Annotated in this window: 16 protein-coding genes; 7 read left to right on the top strand and 9 right to left on the bottom strand. The window is 68.5% G+C overall.

From position 1 onward, the window contains the following. Positions 1-81: 81 nt before the first annotated feature. Positions 82-708, bottom strand: a complete 627-nt coding sequence (locus HU825_RS18370) for a trimeric intracellular cation channel family protein (RefSeq protein WP_008570712.1) — start codon at positions 706-708, stop codon at positions 82-84. A gap of 205 nt (positions 709-913) precedes the next feature. On the opposite strand from HU825_RS18370, the gene cysM reads away from it, so the two are divergent. From cysM to HU825_RS18340, 6 genes are all read left to right on the top strand, one after another. Then, positions 914-1,816, top strand: a complete 903-nt coding sequence (gene cysM, locus HU825_RS18365; RefSeq protein WP_077683850.1) for a cysteine synthase CysM — start codon at positions 914-916, stop codon at positions 1,814-1,816. Between the two features lie 71 nt (positions 1,817-1,887). After that, positions 1,888-3,252 carry a 23S rRNA (uracil(1939)-C(5))-methyltransferase RlmD gene (rlmD, locus tag HU825_RS18360; RefSeq protein WP_234302632.1) on the top strand — a complete coding sequence of 455 codons (1,365 nt, stop codon included), beginning with the start codon at positions 1,888-1,890 and terminating at the stop codon, positions 3,250-3,252. 90 nt (positions 3,253-3,342) lie between these two features. Further along, positions 3,343-5,586 (top strand): GTP diphosphokinase, encoded by a 2,244-nt coding sequence (relA, locus tag HU825_RS18355; RefSeq protein ID WP_008570709.1) that lies wholly within the window; start codon positions 3,343-3,345, stop codon positions 5,584-5,586. Positions 5,587-5,767: 181 nt separating this feature from the next. After that, entirely contained in the window at positions 5,768-6,598 is an 831-nt protein-coding gene (gene mazG, locus HU825_RS18350; protein ID WP_234302631.1) for a nucleoside triphosphate pyrophosphohydrolase, read from the top strand. Between the two features lie 108 nt (positions 6,599-6,706). Then, entirely contained in the window at positions 6,707-7,246 is a 540-nt protein-coding gene (locus HU825_RS18345) for a DUF2058 domain-containing protein (protein WP_077683853.1), read from the top strand. A gap of 100 nt (positions 7,247-7,346) precedes the next feature. Beyond that, positions 7,347-7,508 (top strand): hypothetical protein, encoded by a 162-nt coding sequence (locus HU825_RS18340; RefSeq protein WP_165595088.1) that lies wholly within the window; start codon positions 7,347-7,349, stop codon positions 7,506-7,508. A gap of 20 nt (positions 7,509-7,528) precedes the next feature. Here HU825_RS18340 and HU825_RS18335 read toward each other — a convergent pair whose 3' ends face one another. After that, positions 7,529-8,866 (bottom strand): erythromycin esterase family protein, encoded by a 1,338-nt coding sequence (locus HU825_RS18335; protein WP_234302630.1) that lies wholly within the window; start codon positions 8,864-8,866, stop codon positions 7,529-7,531. 186 nt (positions 8,867-9,052) lie between these two features. Between HU825_RS18335 and HU825_RS18330 the strand changes: the two genes are divergently transcribed. Next, positions 9,053-9,286 (top strand): hypothetical protein, encoded by a 234-nt coding sequence (locus tag HU825_RS18330; protein ID WP_077683855.1) that lies wholly within the window; start codon positions 9,053-9,055, stop codon positions 9,284-9,286. Here the strand turns inward: HU825_RS18330 and pdeM are convergent, their stop codons facing one another. The 7 genes from pdeM to HU825_RS18295 form a co-directional block, all read right to left on the bottom strand. Continuing rightward, complete coding sequence (gene pdeM, locus HU825_RS18325; RefSeq protein WP_234302629.1) at positions 9,287-9,943, bottom strand: ligase-associated DNA damage response endonuclease PdeM; 657 nt, start codon at positions 9,941-9,943, stop codon at positions 9,287-9,289. Positions 9,944-9,962: 19 nt separating this feature from the next. Next, on the bottom strand, positions 9,963-12,521 hold the full coding sequence (locus tag HU825_RS18320) for a ligase-associated DNA damage response DEXH box helicase (RefSeq protein ID WP_234302628.1): 2,559 nt from the start codon (positions 12,519-12,521) through the stop codon (positions 9,963-9,965). Between the two features lie 37 nt (positions 12,522-12,558). Beyond that, positions 12,559-14,250: an ATP-dependent DNA ligase gene (locus HU825_RS18315; protein WP_234302627.1), complete on the bottom strand. Its 1,692-nt coding sequence runs from the start codon at positions 14,248-14,250 to the stop codon at positions 12,559-12,561. Beyond that, positions 14,247-15,263: a ligase-associated DNA damage response exonuclease gene (locus HU825_RS18310; RefSeq protein ID WP_234302626.1), complete on the bottom strand. Its 1,017-nt coding sequence runs from the start codon at positions 15,261-15,263 to the stop codon at positions 14,247-14,249. The genes HU825_RS18315 and HU825_RS18310 overlap by 4 nt, the downstream gene beginning before the upstream one ends. A 112-nt stretch (positions 15,264-15,375) precedes the next feature. Continuing rightward, positions 15,376-15,936 carry a hypothetical protein gene (locus tag HU825_RS18305; protein WP_234302625.1) on the bottom strand — a complete coding sequence of 187 codons (561 nt, stop codon included), beginning with the start codon at positions 15,934-15,936 and terminating at the stop codon, positions 15,376-15,378. Between the two features lie 107 nt (positions 15,937-16,043). Further along, positions 16,044-19,328, bottom strand: a complete 3,285-nt coding sequence (locus tag HU825_RS18300; RefSeq protein WP_234302624.1) for a DEAD/DEAH box helicase — start codon at positions 19,326-19,328, stop codon at positions 16,044-16,046. A gap of 3 nt (positions 19,329-19,331) precedes the next feature. Continuing rightward, positions 19,332-19,841, bottom strand: coding sequence for a CsiV family protein (locus HU825_RS18295; protein ID WP_234302623.1), 510 nt, complete (start codon positions 19,839-19,841; stop codon positions 19,332-19,334). Positions 19,842-19,849 lie beyond the last annotated feature (8 nt).

The raw sequence follows: 19,849 nt of genomic DNA, 5'->3' as shown, positions 1-19,849 counted from the left end.
CCTGGGTTGCCAGCCCGCTAGTGTAGCGATTTGCCGGGGACGAATCTGTACGCAGGTCAAGCCGGCGGGCGCCGCCGCGGCTCAGTCGAGGCCGCGAATCTCCTTGCCGTTGAAGTCCGGCAGGCGCCAGCGGAAAGTCATCGCCAGCACACGGAACAGGAAACCGCTGCCCAGCGCGATCAGCGTGGCCAGCGCGGTGTTCATCTCCAGCCACAGCAGTCCGACGTAGAGCACGCCGGTGAACAGCGCGACGGTGGCGTACAGCTCGCGCTGCAGCACCATCGGCACCTCGTTGCACAGCACGTCGCGCATCAGACCGCCGAAGATGCCGGTGATGACGCCGGCGAAGACCACGATCGACGGGTGCGCGCCCATGCCCATCGCCACGTCGCAACCGATCACCGTGAACGCCACCAGGCCCAGGCCGTCCACCAGCAGGAACACCTGGCGCAGGCGATGCAGGTAGCGTGCGATGAAGCCGGTGACGATCGCCGCGCCGATGGTGAAGGACAGGTATTCCGGGTGCGCGATCCAGCCGATCGGATAATGGCCGAGCAGGATGTCGCGGGCCGTGCCGCCACCCAGGGCGGTCACCGTGCCGAGCAGGCAGATGCCGAACAGGTCCATGCCGCGACGCATGCCCATGATGGCCCCGGACATGGCTTCGGCGGTGATCGCGATCAGGTAGATGGTATGCAGCAGTTCCACGACAGACCTCCAGTGCCCGCTGCACCAGACGGCGGGCAGCGCCAAAGGGGCGCGATTATGGAGCACGCGCGGGCTGCGCGCCATGCGAGGCGGCCATCGGGCAGGCGACGAAGCGGCCAGCGCGGCGGCACGCGGAGTCTGCCCGTGACCGGCGGTTGCCGGTATCATGAGCGCCTTTTTTCCACGCCGTGTGGTTCATGACGTCATGACAATCCACTACCCGACCATTGCCGACTGCATCGGCAACACGCCGCTGGTTCGCCTGCAACGCCTGCCCGGCACCACCAGCAACACCATTCTGGTCAAGCTCGAAGGCAACAACCCGGCCGGCTCGGTCAAGGACCGTCCCGCACTGTCGATGATCAACCGTGCCGAGCTGCGCGGCGATATCCAGCCCGGCGACACGCTGATCGAGGCCACGTCGGGCAATACCGGTATCGCCCTGGCGATGGCCGCGGCGATCAAGGGTTACCGGATGATCCTGATCATGCCGGACAATTCCAGCGCCGAGCGCAAGTCGGCGATGACCGCCTACGGTGCCGAACTGATCCTGGTGACCCGCGAGCAGGGCATGGAAGGCGCACGCGACCTGGCGCTGCAGATGCAGGCCGAGGGCCGCGGCAAGGTGCTCGACCAGTTCGCCAACGACGACAACCCCGAAGCGCACTACGGCAGCACCGGCCCGGAAATCTGGCGGCAGACCCATGGCAGCATCACCCACTTCGTCAGCTCGATGGGCACCACCGGCACCATCATGGGCGTGTCGCGCTACCTCAAGGAGCAGAATCCGAACGTGCAGATCGTCGGCCTGCAGCCGATGGAAGGCGCGGCGATTCCCGGCATCCGCCGCTGGCCGCAGGAATACCTGCCGAGGATCTTCCAGGCCGAGCGCGTCGACCGCGTCGTCGACATGTCGCAGGACGAGGCCGAGACGGTGATGCGTCGCCTGGCTCGCGAAGAAGGCATCTTCTGCGGCGTGTCCTCGGGCGGCGCGGTGGCGGCGGCGTTGCGCCTGTCGCGCGAGGTCGAGAACGCGGTGATCGTGGCCATCGTCTGCGACCGTGGCGATCGTTACCTGTCCACCGGCGTGTATGACGCTCCCAACTGAATTCATCGCCGCCTGCCGCCATCCGGTGGCATCGCGGCGCCTTGCCGTTCCCTTGAAGCAGGTTCCAGCCAATGGCCAAACGTAGCGGCGCCTTGCGCTTTCAGCCCAGCGGTGGCGAGCGCAAGCCGCAGGTGCCGGTCGGCAAGAAGCAGACGCTGCTCATCGAGCGGCTGGCCCACGATGGGCGCGGTATCGCCTTCGTCGACGGCCGTACCTGGTTCGTAGCCGGTGCGCTGCCGGGCGAGCGGGTCGAGGCGCGCGTGCTCGGTGCGCGCGCGCAGATCGTCGAGGCGCGCTGTGAGCGGGTACTCGACGCCAGCCCGCAGCGGCGCCACGAACCCTGTCCGCATGCACGCCTGTGTGGCGGCTGCACCCTGCAGCATGCGGCGGCGGACGATCAGCTCGAACTCAAGCAGCGCACCCTCGCCGAGCAGCTGGCGCGCGTCGCCGGCCTCGAGCCACAGGCCTGGGCCGCGCCGCTCAGCGGCCCGGAGCTCGGCTATCGACGCCGCGCCCGACTTGCCGTGCGCTGGGATGCCAAGGCCGCGCGACTGGCAGTGGGCTTTCGCGCCGCGGCCAGCCAGCAGATCGTCCCGATCGAACAATGCCCCGTGCTGGTACAGCCCTTGCAAAAGATGTTGCCGCATTTGTTGGCGGTGTTGCAGAAATTGACCCGACCCCAGGCCATCGGCCATATCGAACTGTTCAGCGGTACCGCCGAGGCCGTGTTGGTGCGCCACACGGCGGCGCTGGTGACGGACGATCTGGCGCAGCTGCAGGCGTTCGCGCACCAGCAGGGTGCGCAGCTGTGGTTGCAGGGCGAGGGCGAGCCGGTACCACTCGAAGCGGCACCGCTGGGCTATCGTCTGGAACCGTGGAATCTGGAGCTGGAGTGGCGACCGGGCGATTTCGTCCAGGTCAACGCCGCGGTCAACGAGGCGATGATCGCCCAGGCCCTGGACTGGCTGGTGCCGACTCCCGGCGAGCGGGTGCTGGACCTGTTCTGTGGGCTGGGTAATTTCGCCCTGGCGCTGGCGCGCAGCGGCGCGCAGGTGACCGGCGTAGAAGGCGTCGAGGCGATGGTCGAGCGGGCACGGGGCAATGCGTTGCGCAACGGCCTGGACGGCCTGCACTTTTATCGTGCAGACCTGTCGAAGCCGCTGGCCGATGCACCCTGGGCGCGCAGCGGATTCGACGCGGTGCTGCTGGACCCCCCGCGTGACGGCGCGCTGGAGGTTGTTCGACAAATGTCGGAGTTCGGTGCGCGCCGCCTCGTCTATGTTTCATGCAATCCTGCAACGCTCGCCCGCGACGCGGCCGAGCTGGCCCGCCAGGGCTACCGGCTGTCCCGGGCCGGTGTGATCGACATGTTCCCGCAGACGGCGCATGTCGAGGCGATGGCGCTGTTCGAAATGTCGGACCGCGCTGCCCGGTGATTTCTTGGCAGGCAACCGGCCTGCGATTCAACCGACCGGCACGCAGAATGCCGGCGTGCGGCGCAGTCACTGCGCAGAGGGAAGGTTTAGATGGTACAGGTCAGAGCGCTTCAGCCGGTCAACACCGACGGCAGCATCAACCTCGACAGCTGGCTCGACCACGTGCTGGGCATGGACCCGGCGCTGGATCGCGCGGCACTCAAGGAGGCCTGCGAGTTCGCTCGCGAGGCCGAGCAGCAAGCCAACGCCGCGCAGAATCTGTGGAGCGAAGGCACCTCCAGCTACCAGACCGGCCTGGAGATCGCCGAAATTCTGGCCGATCTCAAGCTCGACCAGGACAGCCTGGTGGCTGCGGTGATCTACCGCGGCGTGCGCGAAGGCAAGATTCAGCTGGCCGAGGTGCACCAGCGCTTCGGCCCGGTGGTCGCCAAGCTGATCGAGGGCGTGCTGCGCATGGCCGCGATCAGCGCCAGCCTCAACCCGCGTGAGTCGCTGGTGCTGGGGTCGCAGGCGCAGGTGGAGAACCTGCGCAAGATGCTGGTGGCCATGGTCGACGACGTCCGCGTGGCGCTGATCAAGCTGGCCGAGCGTACCTGCGCCATCCGCGCGGTGAAGAACGCCAGCGAGGACAAGCGTCAGCGCGTGGCGCGCGAGGTGTTCGACATCTACGCGCCGCTGGCGCATCGCCTCGGCATTGGCCATATCAAGTGGGAACTGGAAGACCTGTCGTTCCGCTATCTGGAGCCGGAGCAGTACAAACAGATCGCCCAGCTGCTGCATGAGCGCCGGCTCGATCGCGAACAGTACATCGCCAACGTGGTGCAGCAACTCAAGGATGAGCTGACCGCGGCCGGCATCCAGCCGGAGATCGACGGCCGCGCCAAGCACATCTACTCGATCTGGCGGAAGATGCAGAAGAAAGGCCTGCAGTTCAGCCAGATCTACGACGTACGTGCCGTGCGCGTGCTGGTGCCGGAGGTGCGTGACTGCTACACCGCGCTCGGCATCGTGCACACGCTGTGGCGGCACATTCCCAAGGAGTTCGACGACTACATCGCCAACCCCAAGGAGAACGGCTACCGCTCGCTGCACACCGCGGTGATCGGCCCGGAAGGCAAGGTGCTGGAGGTGCAGATCCGCACCCAGGCCATGCACGAGGAGGCCGAGCTGGGGGTTTGCGCGCACTGGCGCTACAAGGGCACCGACGTCAATTCCGGTTCGGACCACTACGAGGAGAAGATCGCCTGGCTGCGTCAGGTGCTCGAATGGCATGAGGAGCTGGGCGACATCGGCGGGCTGGCCGACCAGCTGCGCGTCGACATCGAGCCCGACCGCGTCTACGTGTTCACCCCGGATGGCCACGCCATCGACCTGCCCAAGGGCGCCACGCCGCTGGACTTCGCCTACCGGGTGCACACCGAGATCGGCCACAACTGCCGCGGCGCCAAGGTCAACGGGCGCATCGTGCCGCTCAATTACAGCCTGCAGACCGGCGAGCAGGTGGAGATCATCACCAGCAAGCAGGGGTCGCCGAGCCGCGACTGGCTGAACCCCAACCTGGGCTACATCACCACCTCGCGCTCGCGGGCGAAGATCGTCCACTGGTTCAAGTTGCAGGCGCGCGACCAGAACGTCGCCGCCGGCAAGACGCTGCTGGAGCGGGAACTGAACCGCCTCGACCTGCCGCCGGTGGATTTCGACAAGGTCGCGGAGAAGGCCAACCTCAAGACTGCCGAAGACATGTTCGCCGCGCTCGGTGCCGGCGACCTGCGCCTGGCCCATCTGGTCAATCTGGCGCAGCAGCTGGTCGAGCCGGAGCGCGGCTACGACCAGCTGGAGCTGATTCCGCGGCGCTCGACGCCGCACAAGCCGGGCAAGCGCGGCGATGTGCAGATTCAGGGCGTGGGCAACCTGCTGACGCAGATGGCCGGTTGCTGCCAGCCGCTGCCGGGCGATCCCATCGTCGGCTACATCACCCAGGGCCGGGGCGTCAGCATTCACCGGCAGGACTGCCCGTCGGTGCTGCAACTGGCCGGCCGCGAGCCGGAGCGAATCATCCAGGTCAGCTGGGGGCCGGTCCCGGAGAAGACCTATCCGGTGGAAATCTTCATCCGCGCCTACGACCGTTCCGGGTTGCTGCGCGATATCTCGCAGATGCTGCTCAACGAGCGAATCAACGTGCTGTCGATGAACACCCGCTCGAACAAGGAAGACAGCACCGCGCAGATGACGCTGACCATCGAGATTCCCGGGTTGAATGCGCTCGGGCGGCTACTGAGCCGGATATCGCAGCTGCCGAACATCATCGAGGCCAAGCGCCAGCGGGCCACGTAAGGCACGAGGCCGGCGGTGGCGCCGGCCGCGTCACGGTGGATGGCGGAGCGTCATCCACCCACGATGCACTAGGTTCCGGAGCGCTTGGCCCGCGACCGAACCGTAGGCTGGATGTCGTTTTTTACATCCACCGTGATGCCATCAGCATCCCTCACCAGCCCTCGATTCGCTGAGGAATTCCATGTACCAACTCCCCGACCTGCTGCACCTGATGGCCCGTCTGCGCGACCCACAGCATGGCTGCCCCTGGGACTTGCAGCAGAACTACGCCAGCATCGTGCCGCATACGCTGGAAGAGGCCTACGAAGTGGCCGATGCCATCGAGAGCGGCGATTTCGACCATCTGCCCGGCGAGCTGGGCGATCTGCTGTTCCAGGTTGTCTACTACAGCCAGCTGGCACGGGAGGAGGGGCGCTTCGACTTCGCCACGGTGGTCGATGCGATCACCCGCAAGCTGCTGCGCCGCCATCCGCATGTGTTTCCCGATGGCGATCTGTACGGTTCGCCCGAGCTGCCGCGCCTCGACGAGGCCGCGATCAAGCAGCGCTGGGAGGAGATCAAGGCCGAGGAGCGCGCCGAGAAGGCCGCCGCGCCGGAACAGCTGTCGCTGCTCGACGACGTGCCCGCCGCATTGCCGGCGCTGAGCCGCGCGGCCAAGCTGCAGAAGCGCGCCGCGCAGGTCGGCTTCGACTGGCCGGAAGCGCTGCCGGTGGTCGACAAGGTGCGCGAGGAACTCGACGAAGTACTGGTGGCAATGAGCGAGAACGACGCCCAGGCCGTCGCCGAGGAGCTGGGCGACCTGCTGTTCGTCGTCGTCAATCTGGCGCGCCACCTCAAGGTGGACCCGGAAAATGCCCTGCGTGGCGCCAACGGCAAGTTCGAGCGGCGTTTCCGCTTCATCGAGCAGGCCTTGCGGCAGGCGGGGCGACCCATCGAGAATTGCACCCTCCAAGAGCTGGATGCGCTCTGGGATGCAGCCAAGCGGGCCGAGCAGTCGCCTGCCTGCGGCTGATGACGGTACGCACGGTGGAGTCGCTTTCACCTCCACCACAATCCCGCGCGGCGGATCGCCATCGAGCGATCCGCGCGCCCACTTGAATGACCACAGACGAGCCGAAACATGAGTCTTTCCCTTCGCGACCAGCTGCTCAAAGCCGGGCTGGTCAACGAAAAGCAGGCCAAGCAGGCCGTCAAGCAGAAGCAGAAGCAGCAGCGCCTGGAGAAGAAGGGGCAGATCGAGAAGGACGATTCCCAGCGCCAGGCGGCCCTGCAGGCGCAGGCCGAGAAGATTGCCCGCGATCAGGAACTCAACCGTCAGCAGCAGGAGAAAGCCGAGCAGAAGGCCCGTACCGCGCAGATCAAGCAGCTGATTGAGACCAGCCGCCTGCCGAAGCTGACCACCGAGGATTACTACAACTTCGTCGACGACAAGAAGGTCAAGCGCCTGTCGGTCAACAAGCTGATGCGCGACAAGCTGGCCAGCGGCTCGCTGGCGATCGTCCGCCACGGCGGCGGCTACGAAGTGATTCCGCGCGAGGCCGCGCTGAAGATCCAGGAGCGCGACCCGCGGCGCATCGTGCAGCTCAACGTGCAGACCGAAGCGCCGGATGCCGACGATCCTTACGCCGCCTACCAGATCCCCGACGACCTGATGTGGTAAGCCCACGGTTCCGACCGATGGCGGGATAGAACTGCCGCGCCCGGCCTCTACAGTCCGGGTGCACCCAATTCCGGGTGCCCGCGTTGTGGAGGGCAGCGGCATGACTGGCGCAGCGATTCGGACCATGGGCAACGGTGAGGCGCAATACTGGCGGGCCGGCGGTGTGCCGGGCGATCCCGAGGAGCCTGGCGTGCCGGTGCAACCGGGCGAGCCGGGCGAACCGACCATTCCCGATCAGCCGCCACCCGCACCGGTCGCCTGAGCGCGCCGGGCGCGCGTTTTTCACTCGCCGAACGGATAGGTATCCGGCACGGCCGCGTCGTCGAATCGGCGCGGACCGACCGGCGTCACCGCGCTGGTCTGCTCGAACCAGACCAGCGCATCGAACTGTTCGGCGAGCACCGCACGGAAATAGTGGCTCTGACGCTCGGTCCGCGGCCGGTAGACCACCCCGATGGCACGCTCCAAGCGCGGTTGGGCCAACGCCTGGCGCAGCTTGCCGTGTGCTTCGCTGCGCCACTCGGTGAGCGACGCTCCGTGCCCGGCACGCAGAAACAGCTGCTCCCAGCTGTCCGGCCGCGACGGTAGCACCTCCATGATCTGCATCGGCTCATCCCAGTTGTCTGCGGCGGCCACGCTGCCGCGATCGGTGGCCATGCCGATCAGCACCGCATCGCGGCCGAGCGCGGTGCGACACAGCTCGCCGATGTTGAATTCGCCGTCCCAGCCCATCGACGTCGCCGCCGCGTTGCCGATGTGCGAGTTGTGTGCCCATACCACCGCGCGGGCATGCGACCCGCGATGCTCCAGCAGCGCGCGCAGGGTGTCGAACATGTGCCGGTCGCGCAGGTTCCAGGATTCGCTGGAACGGCGATACATGGCGCGGTAGTACTGCTCGGCGGCGAGCACGACATGGGCGTTGCGCGCCGCATCGAAGAAGCGCTCGCCGTCGCGTGCGGCGTACTCCAGGCGGCGCTCCAGCAGTGCACGCAGCTGCGCGACCACCGCCTCCTCACAAGACGGTTCACCCAGCAGCACATGCTGGCCGTAGGCGGCCGGTTCGTCGTGCCACGGACTCAGGCAGCCGTAACGCTGGCGTGCCGCGCCGGCGGCGGACGGGTCGATCTGATCGAGATAGTGCAGCACCTCAGCAATCGAGGTGCCCAGGCTGTATACGTCCAGGCCGCGAAACTCCACGCGCTGCTCGGCCGGCAGGCGGTCGTTGTGCTGGCGCAGCCAGCGGGTGAACGCCGCGACCTCACGATTGCGCCACATCCAGGTCGGAAAGCGCTTGAAGGCGTCTTCCACCCAGGCGGCGGGCTGCTGCTGGCGCACGTGGCGATCGATCCAGGCAGCGTCCGGCCAGTCGGCTTCGACGGCGACGATGGAGAAACCGTGGCGCTCGATCAGCCGACGGGTGATGGCCGCCCGCGCACGGTAGAACTCGGAGGTGCCGTGGCTGGCTTCGCCGATCAGCACCACGCGGGCATCGGCGAAGCGCTCGAAGGCGTCGGCGAAGGCAGGGTCGTCGAGGTCCGGCAACGGTTGTACGTGCCGGCGCAGCAGTTCGACCAGCTGCTCTTCGTCGTAGTCGGCGGCGCGGGGAAGGGCGGCGCGCATGGGTGACTCCTGCGGGGATCCTCATGGACAGACTAGCCCGCGTGAACGCCCGTGCCAGGGCATCTGATCGGCGCGACTGACATGTCTCGAACGAACTTGCCCGGTGGCTTTCGCCTCTAAGGCATACACTGGGATTGGTGGCGTCTGCTGCCGGCCTGGCTTTGAACTAGAACGAGGGGCTGCCAAATGACAACCTGGATCATTGCCTACAACAAAGATGGCAACACATCGACGCTGAAGATCGAATCAGCGCACCAACCGGATATCGACGAGGCCGTCGAGCTGGTCACGCGCAAGGCCGAGCAGGAGTATGCCGGCGAGGAAATCGAGCACGAACATGACCCGGACATGGAAAGCACGCCGGCCACGCGGCTCGCCGAGCGTTACGGCATAACCGTCACCGGTATTTCCGAGGCCTGATCAGGCCAGCGGCCAGACTTCCCCATCCCCGATCAGAAACAGGCGCCGGCTCGCTTCGGCGCCGATCTCGGTCGCGCCGGTGAAACTGCCGAAGGCCGGCAGCAGACTGATCCGTTCGCCGAGGCAGAAGCATGGCAGGCGCAACCGCTGGCGACCGCGGCCGCGCAGGACGAATGCCGGATGCACGTGGCCGGCGAGCACGTGATGAGTGGGATGGGGCCTGGGTTCGTGCTGCAGCGCGAACGGCCCGAGCAGCAGCGGTTCGCCCACCACCTCGATGCCCAGCTCGAGCGGCGGATCGCCGGCGCGCTGGTCGTGGTTGCCGCGGATCAGCGTCACGGCCAGCTGCGCGTGGCGGACGCGCCATTCGGCCAGCCGCGCGAGGGTGGCGGGCGCATGCGCTTCGGGCGCATGGAGGAAGTCGCCGAGGAAGATCAGCTGGCGGCAGGCGTAGTGCGCCAGCAGCCTGTCGAGCGTCTGCAGGTTGGTGGCGGTGGTGCCGCGCGGCACCGGCTGGCCGAGCCGACGATAGGCGGCGGCCTTGCCGAAATGCACATCGGCGACCAGCAGCGCCTGTTGCGCCGGCCAGTAGATGGCCTTGTCCGCCAGCAGCCAGAGCGTGCTGCCGGCCAGCTCGATGGGCAGGCAGGCGGTCATCGACGCTGCCCTGTACGGGTCATGGCGCGCGCTTGCGCCGGTTGGGCGTGCCGTCCTTGCGCGCGCGTGGCGTGCGTGGCCGGGGCATTTCGCGCTCCACGGCCGGCATGACCGCCGCATCGCCCTGATAGCCGCCGGGGCCGGCGGCCTGGTCCAGTTCGGTGACCATGCGGCGGATGCGGTCGGCCAGCTTCTCCGAACTCATGCTTTCGCGGAAACGCTCCACCAGCAGCGGGAAGGCCAGCGGCGTCGGCCGCTGCAGTTGGCGCAGGTCCAGACGGCGCGCCTGCAGGCGGCGCAGCGTCTGCTCCAGCCGCTCGACGTCCAGCTCCTGGCGCAGCACTTCCTCCTCGGCCTGGCCGAGCAGCAGATTGTCCGGGTCGTACTGGCGGAACACGTCGAAGAACAGACCGCTGGAGGCCTGCAGCTGGCGTGCGCTCTTCTGCGCGCCGGGATAGCCGGAAAATACCAGCCCGGCGATCCGCGCGATCTCGCGAAAGCGCCGCCGCGCCAGCTCGCCGGCGTTGAGGCTGGCGAGCACGTCGTGCAGCAGGTCGCGGCTGTCGAACAGGTGCGGCGTCAACTGGCTCGCCCAGTGCGGTTCGCTGGCCGAGAGCAGTTCCAGCCCGTAATCGTTCACCGCGATGGAAAAGGTCAGCGGCTGGTGGCGGGCCATGCGCCAGGCGAGCAAGCTGGCCAGCCCCAGATGCACGTGGCGCCCGGCGAACGGGTAGAGGAACAGGTGCCAGCCCTCGCGCGAGCGCAGCAGTTCGGCCAACAGCGTTTCGCTGCGCGGCAGCGCCGACCAGGCCATCTGCACCTGCAGCAGCGGCTGCAGCAAGCGCATCTCGGCGCCATCGAATTCGCCGCGCGCGGCGGCGTCCAGCTGTTCGACCACCGCGTCGGCCAGCTCGCTGGAAAGCGGCATGCGCCCGCCGTTCCAGCGTGGCACGGCGGCCTTCCTGCCGGTGGCGCGGCTGACGTAGACGGTCATGTTCTCCACCCGCACCAATTCCAGCAGGCGTCCGGCGAAGAGGAAGCAGTCGCCGGGGCGCAGACGGGCGATGAAGCCTTCCTCGATGCTGCCCAGCGAGCGGCCGCTGCCGCCTCTGGCCCAGAACTTCACCGTCAGGCTGGCGTCGCTGACGATGGTGCCGATGCTCATCCGATGACGCAGCGCGACGCGTCGGCTCGGCACCTTCCACAGCCCCGAGTCATCCGGCTCGACGCGCTGGTAGTCGGGGTAGGCGGTCAGCGAATGGCCGCCATGCCGCACGAAGGCCAGCGCCCATTGCCAGTGCGCCTCGTCCAGTTCGCGATAGGACCAGGTCTGGCGGACTTCAGCGAACAGTTCGTCGGGACGGAAGCCGCCGGCCAGCGCCATGCTGACCAGATGCTGCACCAGCACGTCGAGCGGGCGTTGCGGCGCGCTGCGGGCCTCGATACGGCGTTCGGCAATCGCCTGCTGCGCGGCGGCGGCTTCGAGCACCTCAAGACTGTGGGTCGGCACCAGTGTCACCCGCGAGGTGCGGCCGGGCGCGTGGCCGGAGCGCCCGGCGCGCTGCAGCAGGCGCGCCACGCCTTTCGGCGAGCCGATCTGCAGCACCCGTTCGACCGGCAGAAAGTCGACGCCCAGGTCCAGGCTGGAGGTGCACACCACGGCCTTCAGCGCGCCCTGCTTGAGCCCTTGTTCGACCCAGTCGCGCACCTCGCGCGCCAGCGAACCGTGATGCAGGGCGATCAGCCCGGCCCAGTCCGGACGGGCGTCGAGCAGCGCCTGATACCAGCGCTCGGCCTGCGAGCGGGTGTTGGTGAACACCAGGGTGGTGGACGCCGCGTCGATCTCCCCGACCACCTGCGTCAGCATGCGCAGGCCCAGATGCCCGGCCCAGGGGAAGCGCTCGATGCTCTCGGGCAGCAGGCTGTCGACCAGCAGCGGCTTGTCGATGCGTCCCTGGACCAGCCGGCCGCGGCCCGGGTGCAACAGCACCTGCAGCGCCTCGGGCAGATTGCCGAGCGTCGCCGACAGGCCCCAGACGATCAGCCGCGGCTGCCACCGGCGCAGGCGTGCCAGCGCCAGTTGCAGCTGCACGCCACGCTTGTTGCCGAGCAGCTCGTGCCATTCGTCGACGACCAGCATCTGCAGCCCGGCAAAGGCCTGGCGGGCATCGGCACGGGTCAGCAGCAGGGTCAGGCTTTCGGGCGTGGTGACCAGCGCGCTCGGCAGCCGCCGGCCCTGGCGCGCGCGTTCGGCACTGCCGGTGTCGCCGGTGCGCAGGCCGATACTCCAGGCGATGCCGAGTTCGTCGAGCGGCGCTCGCAGCGCGCGGGCGGTATCGGCCGCCAGCGCACGCATGGGGGTTATCCACAGCAGGCTGAGCGGGGCCGGCTGGCCTGAGCGAGGCATCTGCTGGGCGAAGCGCTCCAGCGCGGCCAGCCACACCGCGTAGGTCTTGCCCGAGCCAGTGGTCGCGTGCAGCAGCCCGGATTCGCCGTCGCGCACCGCTTGCCAGACCTCGTGCTGGAAGGTGAAGGGCTGCCAGCCGCGCGCGGCGAACCAGCGTTCGGCAAGGCTCATGCGTGCGCCTCGTGCGTGTGTTCGGGCGTCGGCCCGCTCATGGCAGCAGGGCCTTAAGCGTCGCCAGGGTATCGGCCTCGTCCACGGGCTTGTCGTGGCGCCAGCGCAGCATGCGCGGGAAGCGCACGGCGATGCCGCTCTTGTGCCGGCTGCTGGCGGCGATGCCCTCGAAGCCCAGCTCGAACACCAGCGTCGGCGTCACCGAGCGTACCGGGCCGAATTTCTCCACCGTGGTCCGGCGCACGATGGCGTCGACCTGGCGCATTTCTTCGTCGGTCAGCCCCGAGTAGGCCTTGGCGAAGGGCACCAGCTTGCGCTCGGGATCGCCCGGCTCGCCGTCCCAGACGGCGAAAGTGAAGTCGGTATAGAGGCTGGCGCGCCGGCCGTGGCCGCGTTGGGCGTAGATCAGCACGGCGTCGATCGCATAGGGATCGATCTTCCACTTCCACCACAGGCCGACATCGCGGGTGCGGCCGACGCCGTATTGCCCGGCGCGGGCCTTGAGCATCATGCCCTCGACGCCGAGCGCGCGGGAGCGCTCGCGTTGGCGGGCGATCGCCGGCCAGTCCGCGCCGCGCACCCGCGGCGAGGCCAGCAGTGCCGGATGGCGGCACTGTTCGAGCAGCGTTTCGAGCTGCTGGCGGCGCTCGGCGAGCGGTCGCTGGCGCCAGTCCATGCCCTGCCATTCGAGCAGGTCGTAGGCCAGCACGACCACCGGCGCGGCGTCGAGCACCTTGGCGGTGAGGTTCTTGCGGCCGATGCGCTGTTGCAGCAGGGCGAACGGCTGCACGCCGAACGTCGTCGACTCGTGTGTCGCATCGAGTGGCACGTGGCGCAGGGCATCGTCCGGCTTCCAGACCACGATCTCGCCATCGAGCACCGTGCCGTCCGGCAGGCAGTTGGCCAGCGCGCAGAGTTCCGGGAAGCGCTCGCTGACCAGCTCTTCGCCGCGCGACCAGATCCAGATCAGCCCGTCGCGCTTGACCAGCTGGGCGCGGATGCCGTCCCACTTCCACTCGATGTGCCAGTGGTCCGGTGGCCCGAGCAGTTCGTCGAAGCGCGCGACATCTGCCTGCAGCGGGTGCGCGAGGAAGAACGGGTAGGGTTGTCCGCCGCGTTGCGCGTGCTCGTCGTCGGATTCGGCAGCGATCAGCGCGCGGTAGCGCTCGGCGCTGGGATGGTGCGACAGGTCGGTGTAGCCCACCAGCCGCTGCGCCACCCGCTTGGGGTCAAGGTCGGCGAGCGACGCCAGCGCGCGGGTGACCAGCAGTTTCGACACGCCGACGCGAAAGGCGCCGGTGATCAGCTTGATGCAGACCAGCAGGCTGCGTCGGTCCAGCTGCCCCCAGAACACCGGCAGCCGCGCGGCTAGTTCCTCGGGCGGCAATCCGCGCAGCGGCAGCAGACGCTCCTGCATCCATTGCGCCAGACCGGCATCGCTGCAGTGTTCGGCCTCGGGCATCAGCAGCGAGATGGTTTCGGCCAGGTCGCCGACTGCCTGGTAGCTTTCCTCGAACAGCCATTCCGGCAGCGCGGCGGTGCGCATCGCCGTTTCGCGCAGCAGCCGCGTCGGCACCAGTTGTCGGGGACGGCCACCGGCGAGGAAATACACCGCCCAGGCGGCGTCCTCGGCCGGCGCCTCGCGAAAGTAGTCGCGCATCGCCGCCAGTTTGGCGTTGCTCGAGGTGGTGGCGTCGAGGCGGGCGTAGAGATCGGCGAAGGCTTTCATTCAGCCTCCGGCAGCGTGGCATCGTCCTCTTCGCCGTACTCGGTATCGAAAGCCTGGGCGTCCAGGCCGCGCTCCTCGCGCAGATAGCGCACCAGCGCGGCGACCGAGCCGTGGGTGACCATCACCCGCTCGGCGCCGCTCTGCTCGATGGCCCAGAGCAGGCCCGGCCAGTCGGCGTGATCGGACAGCACGAAGCCGCGATCCACGCCGCGTCGCCGGCGCGTGCCGCGCAGCATCATCCAGCCGCTGGCGAAGGCGTCGGCGTAATCGCCGAAACGGCGCATCCAGGTGCTGCCGCCGGCCGAGGGCGGGGCGATGACGATGGCCTGCTTCAGACGCGGGTCGTTGCGCGGCAGATCGCCGGCGTAGAGCGTTTCCGGCAGCGCGACGCCGGCCTGGCGGTAGACCCGGTTGAGCGGCTCGACCGCGCCGTGCACGACGATCGGGCCGATGCCGGCGTCCAGCCCGTGAAGGATGCGCTGGGCCTTGCCGAAGGCGTAGCAGAACAGCACCGAGGTGCGGCCGACGGCGGCATTGGCGCGCCACCAGTCGTTGATCTCGCGGAACACCTGCGTCTGGGCCGGCCAGCGATAAATCGGCAGGCCGAAGGTCGATTCGCTGATGAAGGTATGGCAGCGCACCGGCTCGAAGGCGGCGCAGGTGGCGTCCGGTTCGACCTTGTAGTCGCCGGAGGCGACCCAGACCTCGCCGCGATACTCCAGGCGAATCTGCGCCGAGCCGAGCACGTGGCCGGCTGGATGCAGGCTCAGCCGGACGCCGTGGTGGGCGATCGCTTCGCCGTAGGCGAGGGTCTGCAGTGGCATGTCGGCGCCGATGCGCGAGCGCAGGATGCCGGCGCTGTCCTGGCTCGCCAGGTAGTGGCCCATGCCCCAGCGCGCGTGGTCGCCGTGGGCGTGAGTGATGACGGCGCGTTCGACCGGGCGCCACGGATCGATATGGAAATCGCCGGGCGGGCAGTACAGGCCTTCGGGACGGGCAACGACAAGGTCCATGACGACGTCTGGCTGGAGGGCTTGCAGTGTTGGAACCCGGCGCGGCGCCGCGAGTTCGTTTGCCAGGCGAAGGGTTCGGCGGGGCAGGGCGGCGACCGACCCGCCCGGCCGGTCAGTCCAGCAGCTTCAGGTGCGAGGTGTCTGGCGGCGGCACATCGCTGGCGCGGCGGCGTTCGCTCATGTCGCTGCCCACCGGCGCCAGGCTGAACTGCGACAGGTCCACGCGCGGTGGCGTCGGTTCCGGGCGGGCATCCTGCAGGTCGACGCCGACCGGGGCGATACTGAAGTCGGGCGCCTCGACGTCGGCGAAGGCGGCCATGTACTCATCGCGCGGCACCACCTTGAGCGGGCCGGGCGCGCGGCTTGTGGCATCGGCCACCGGAGCCGGCGCGGCGGATGCGGCATTGGCCGGCGGCGGTGCCAGTTCGATTTCCTCGACATCCACCGGCATCGGCTTGACTTCGACCTGCGCGCCGGCGCGTTCCATCGCCACGCGGTACTTCTCCACGGCGTCGAAATCCAGGTTCTGCTTGATGACGATGCGGCGTCCGGAAAACAGCAGAGCGATGCGCTGGGCATCGGCCTGGAACAGCCGGGTCAGGTTGGCTTCGACCTGTTCGAGGCGGGCGCCGGGAAGCAGCTGGCCGGAAAAGGCGATCTCGTAGAGGCTCATCGAAAGATCCTTGTGCGGGGCGAGGGCGAGCGCGTGGATAGCCGGGCAAGCTTGGACGAAAAGCCCGCCGTCATCCAGTGAGCACGTCCCATTGGCGACTGTGGGGGTCAGTCCGGTAGCGGCGCCAGCAGCGCATCGATATCGCTCTGCTGCAGGCGCCAGTCGTCCGTCCCGCCGCTGTCCAGCACGCCGCTGGCAAGCTCCGACTTGCGCGTCTGCAGCTGCTGGATCTTCTCCTCGACGCTGCCGCGGGTGATCAGCTTGTAGACGAACACCGGCTTGTCCTGGCCGATGCGGTAGGCGCGGTCGGTGGCCTGGTTTTCCGCGGCCGGGTTCCACCAGGGGTCGTAGTGGATGACGGTGTCGGCGGCGGTGAGGTTCAGGCCGGTGCCGCCGGCCTTGAGGCTGATCAGGAACAGCGGCACCTCGCCATTCTGGAACTGCCGCACCGGCGTGCGCCGGTCGCGGACGTCGCCGGTGATGATCACGTAGGGGATACCGCGCTGGCGCAGCTCGTCCTCGATCAGCGCGAGCATCGAGGTGAACTGCGAGAACAGCAGTACGCGCCGCCCTTCGGCCAGCAGCTCGTCAAGCATCTGCATCAGGCTGTCGAGCTTGGCGGAATGGCCGCTACGCGCCACCCGGGCACCGTCGGCCTTGACCAGGCGTAGGTCGCAGCAGACCTGACGCAGCTTGAGCAGCGCTTCGAGGATGACGATCTGGCTACGTGCCAGGCCCTTGCGGTCGATCTCCTCGCGCACCTTGCGGTCCATCGCCAGGCGCACCGTTTCGTAGAGGTCGCGCTGCGCCGGGTTCAGGTCGACCCAGTGGACGATCTCGGTCTTCGGCGGCAGCTCGCGGGCCACGTCTTCCTTGCGCCGACGCAGCAGGAACGGGCGGATGCGCGCGATCAGGTGCTGCAGGCGGTCGCGGTCGCCGTGTTTCTCGATGGGCGTGCGGTAGCTGCGGGTAAAACTGCGCGCATCGCCGAGCCAGCCAGGCATGAGGAAGTGGAACAGCGACCACAGCTCGCCGAGGTGGTTTTCCAGCGGTGTGCCGGTCAGGCACAGACGCTGCCGGGCGACCAGCCGGCCGGCGGCCTGCGCGGCCTTGCTGCTGGCGTTCTTGATGTTCTGCGCCTCATCCAGCACCAGCAGGTGCAGCGGCTGCGCGACGAGCTGTTCGATGTCGCGCGGCAGCAGGGCGTAGGTGGTCAGCAGCAGGTCGTGCCCGGCGAGCTGTGCGAAATGCCGCTGGCGATCGCTGCCGTGCAGCGTGAGCACGCGCAGTTGCGGGGTGAAGCGCGCTGCTTCGTCCTGCCAGTTGGGAATCAGGCTGGTGGGCATGACCACCAGGCTCGGGCGATCGAGACGGCCGGCCTGCTTTTCCAGCAGCAGGTGGGCCAGGGTCTGCAGCGTCTTGCCCAGGCCCATGTCGTCGCCGAGGATGCCGCCGACGTCCAGTGCGCGCAGCGCCTGCATCCAGCTCAGACCATCGAGCTGGTAGGGGCGCAGCGTCGCGCGCAGGCCCGGTGGCGCGGCGACGGGCTGCTGGTTGTAATCGCGCAGACGCCGGGCGAAATCGAGCAGCTGCTCGCCGCCGCTCCAGGCGAACGGCAGCGCGTCGAGCTGGCCCAGGCGCGCGGCGTCGAGGCGTGACAGGCGCAGACTGTCGCCGGCCGGCTGGTCGCGCAGGTACAGCTCGCCCAGTGTGGCGAGGATCGGTTTCAGCCGGCCGAAGGGCAGCAGCACCTGCAACGGTCGGTCGTCTACCGCGCTGCGCCGGCCCAGCGCGACCCGGAGCGTTTCGTCGTCGGCGCGCTGGGCCAGGTGCTGCGGCGAGAGCAGGGCGGGATTGCGGCGGATGACGCTGAGCAGCACCGGCAGCAGGCTGATGCGCTCGCCTTCGACGAGGATGCCCAGCTGCAGGTCGAACCAGCTGTGCTCCGGGGATTCGTCCAGCTCGGCGTACCACTGCTCGACCGGCGCCAGGTCGTAGGCGAAACCGGGCTGCATGACGATCTGCCAACCCTGCTGGCGCAGCAACGGCAGTTGGGTGTCGGCGAAGTGCTGCCAGGCGCTCTCGCTGGGCAGCTCGAACATTTCCGCCGAATCCTTCGGTAGCGCCGGGCTCTGGCGCAGCGCCGGGCGGAAACCCAGCTGCTGCAGTTGCTGGCGCAGCGCCTGTTCGGCCGCAGGCTGGCGGGCGATGCTGAGCACACGCTCGCCCTCGGCCTGACGCAGACGCTGCTCGCCCTTGAGCTTGCCGTGCGTGGCGAGGCTGCCGTAGACGAAGCTCAGGCCGGCGCGGTGCTGCTGCTCGTTGACCATCCGCCCGCTGGCCGGCTGCCAGTTCATCGCCTGATGGCTGCCGAGCGTCAGCCGGGCGATGGGCTGCAAGTCGTCGATGCGCTGCTCTTCGGCCTTGGTCGGCACCGGCAGCTGCGGGGCGATCTCGCTGAGCGAGAGGCTGAACAGCCCGGCCTGGTTCGGTGACACCGCGGGGGCTTCGAGCAGGTGACGCGCCAGGGGTGCCGACAGGCCGTGTTCGATCAGGCCGACCTCGTTGCTCGCGTCGTCGCGGTAGTACAGCGGGTCCACGGCGGTCAGCGCCTCGGCGCCGCCCTCGACTTCCAGCACCGGACGCAGCGCGCCTTCGTGCTGCTGCCAGGCGAAACGGGCCGAGCGGCGATGGCCTGGTTGCAGCGCTGGGGCATCCCAGTCGAGAAAGGCGCGACCGCTTTCCAGCAGCAGACGCAGAGCCTCGGCACCGTTCTCGCCGGTCAGGGCGAAGCGGTTGCTGGCGATCGGTGCGAGCGCCAGCAGGGCAGCGATATGCAGGTCCAGCGGCTGCATGAAGCGCGGCTGGCGGAACGTGGCCTCGCGCACGGCCGGGTACGGCTCGCGCGCAGCGACCGATCCGTCCTGTCGCAGGCGCACCTTGTTCACTTCCACGTAGAGGTCCGGCAGCAGCCGGTAATGCAGACAGTGCGTGGGCGCGTCCTGGCCGGTGTCCTCGCCGAGCGCACGTGGCAACTGCGCGAGCCAGTGCCGCAGGGCGTCGGGCAGCTCGCCCTCCGGCGAGGCGTCGGCGCCCTGTGGGGCGTGCTCGGCCAGCTGCTGCAGGTGGTGGATGACGGCCGCGGCGTGCTTGCAGGCCAGCCCCACCGGGCAGCTGCAAACGCAGCTGAGCCCACCGCGCTTGTCCAGCAGCAGCGACTGCCGGTAGCGCTTGCCGCCGGTGCCGCGACAACTGGCCTCGATCAGCCCGTCGTCCTCGCGCAGCAGGGTGACGCGATCCTCCTCGGCGTACTGCTTGCCGCGCGCCAGCGCGTTGTCCGAGAAGCCCAGCGCCCAGGTCGGTGGCAGCCGGGTGAGAAAATCCCTGGCCATGGGTCAGTAACTTGCCCGGATCAGCGCACCGAGGCTGCCGTGGTCGATATAGCGCAGCTCACCGGGGCGCAACTGCACGCGCTGTTGCAGCTGCTCGCTGGCGAGCAGTCGGCCATGTTCGCCGAAGCGGTTGACCCAGAACCGCGCATCGACTTCCAGTCCGTGGCGGCGGCGCAGGGCGATCACGCCCTGCACGGGAAAATGCTCCAGATGCCGCGCGCCCTCGACCACGGCGACGCGCTCGTCGATGCGCTGCCGCCAGGTCTGGCGCAGCAGCACGCGATAGCCGTCGCCGCTGTCCAGTCGTTCGGCCAGCGCCTCGAAGTCCCCCGGCTGCGCGTCGCTGCCTGCGAGCAGACGGGCATTGCGTGCCCAGTCGTAAGGCGCGCGACGGCTGGCCTCCAGCGGTTCGGCATGGCGGAACAGGATCAGCTCGATGCGATACAGCGCATCGGCGCACGCGGGCGGCGCGCATAGCACGAGCAACAGCAACAGGCGACGTAGCGGCGACATCCGGAATC

The organism is Pseudomonas phenolilytica (genome assembly GCF_021432765.1).
Taxonomy (GTDB): domain Bacteria; phylum Pseudomonadota; class Gammaproteobacteria; order Pseudomonadales; family Pseudomonadaceae; genus Stutzerimonas; species Stutzerimonas phenolilytica.
The sequence above is the reverse complement of the archived record's forward strand: the minus strand, read 5'-3'. Positions and strand labels throughout refer to the sequence as shown.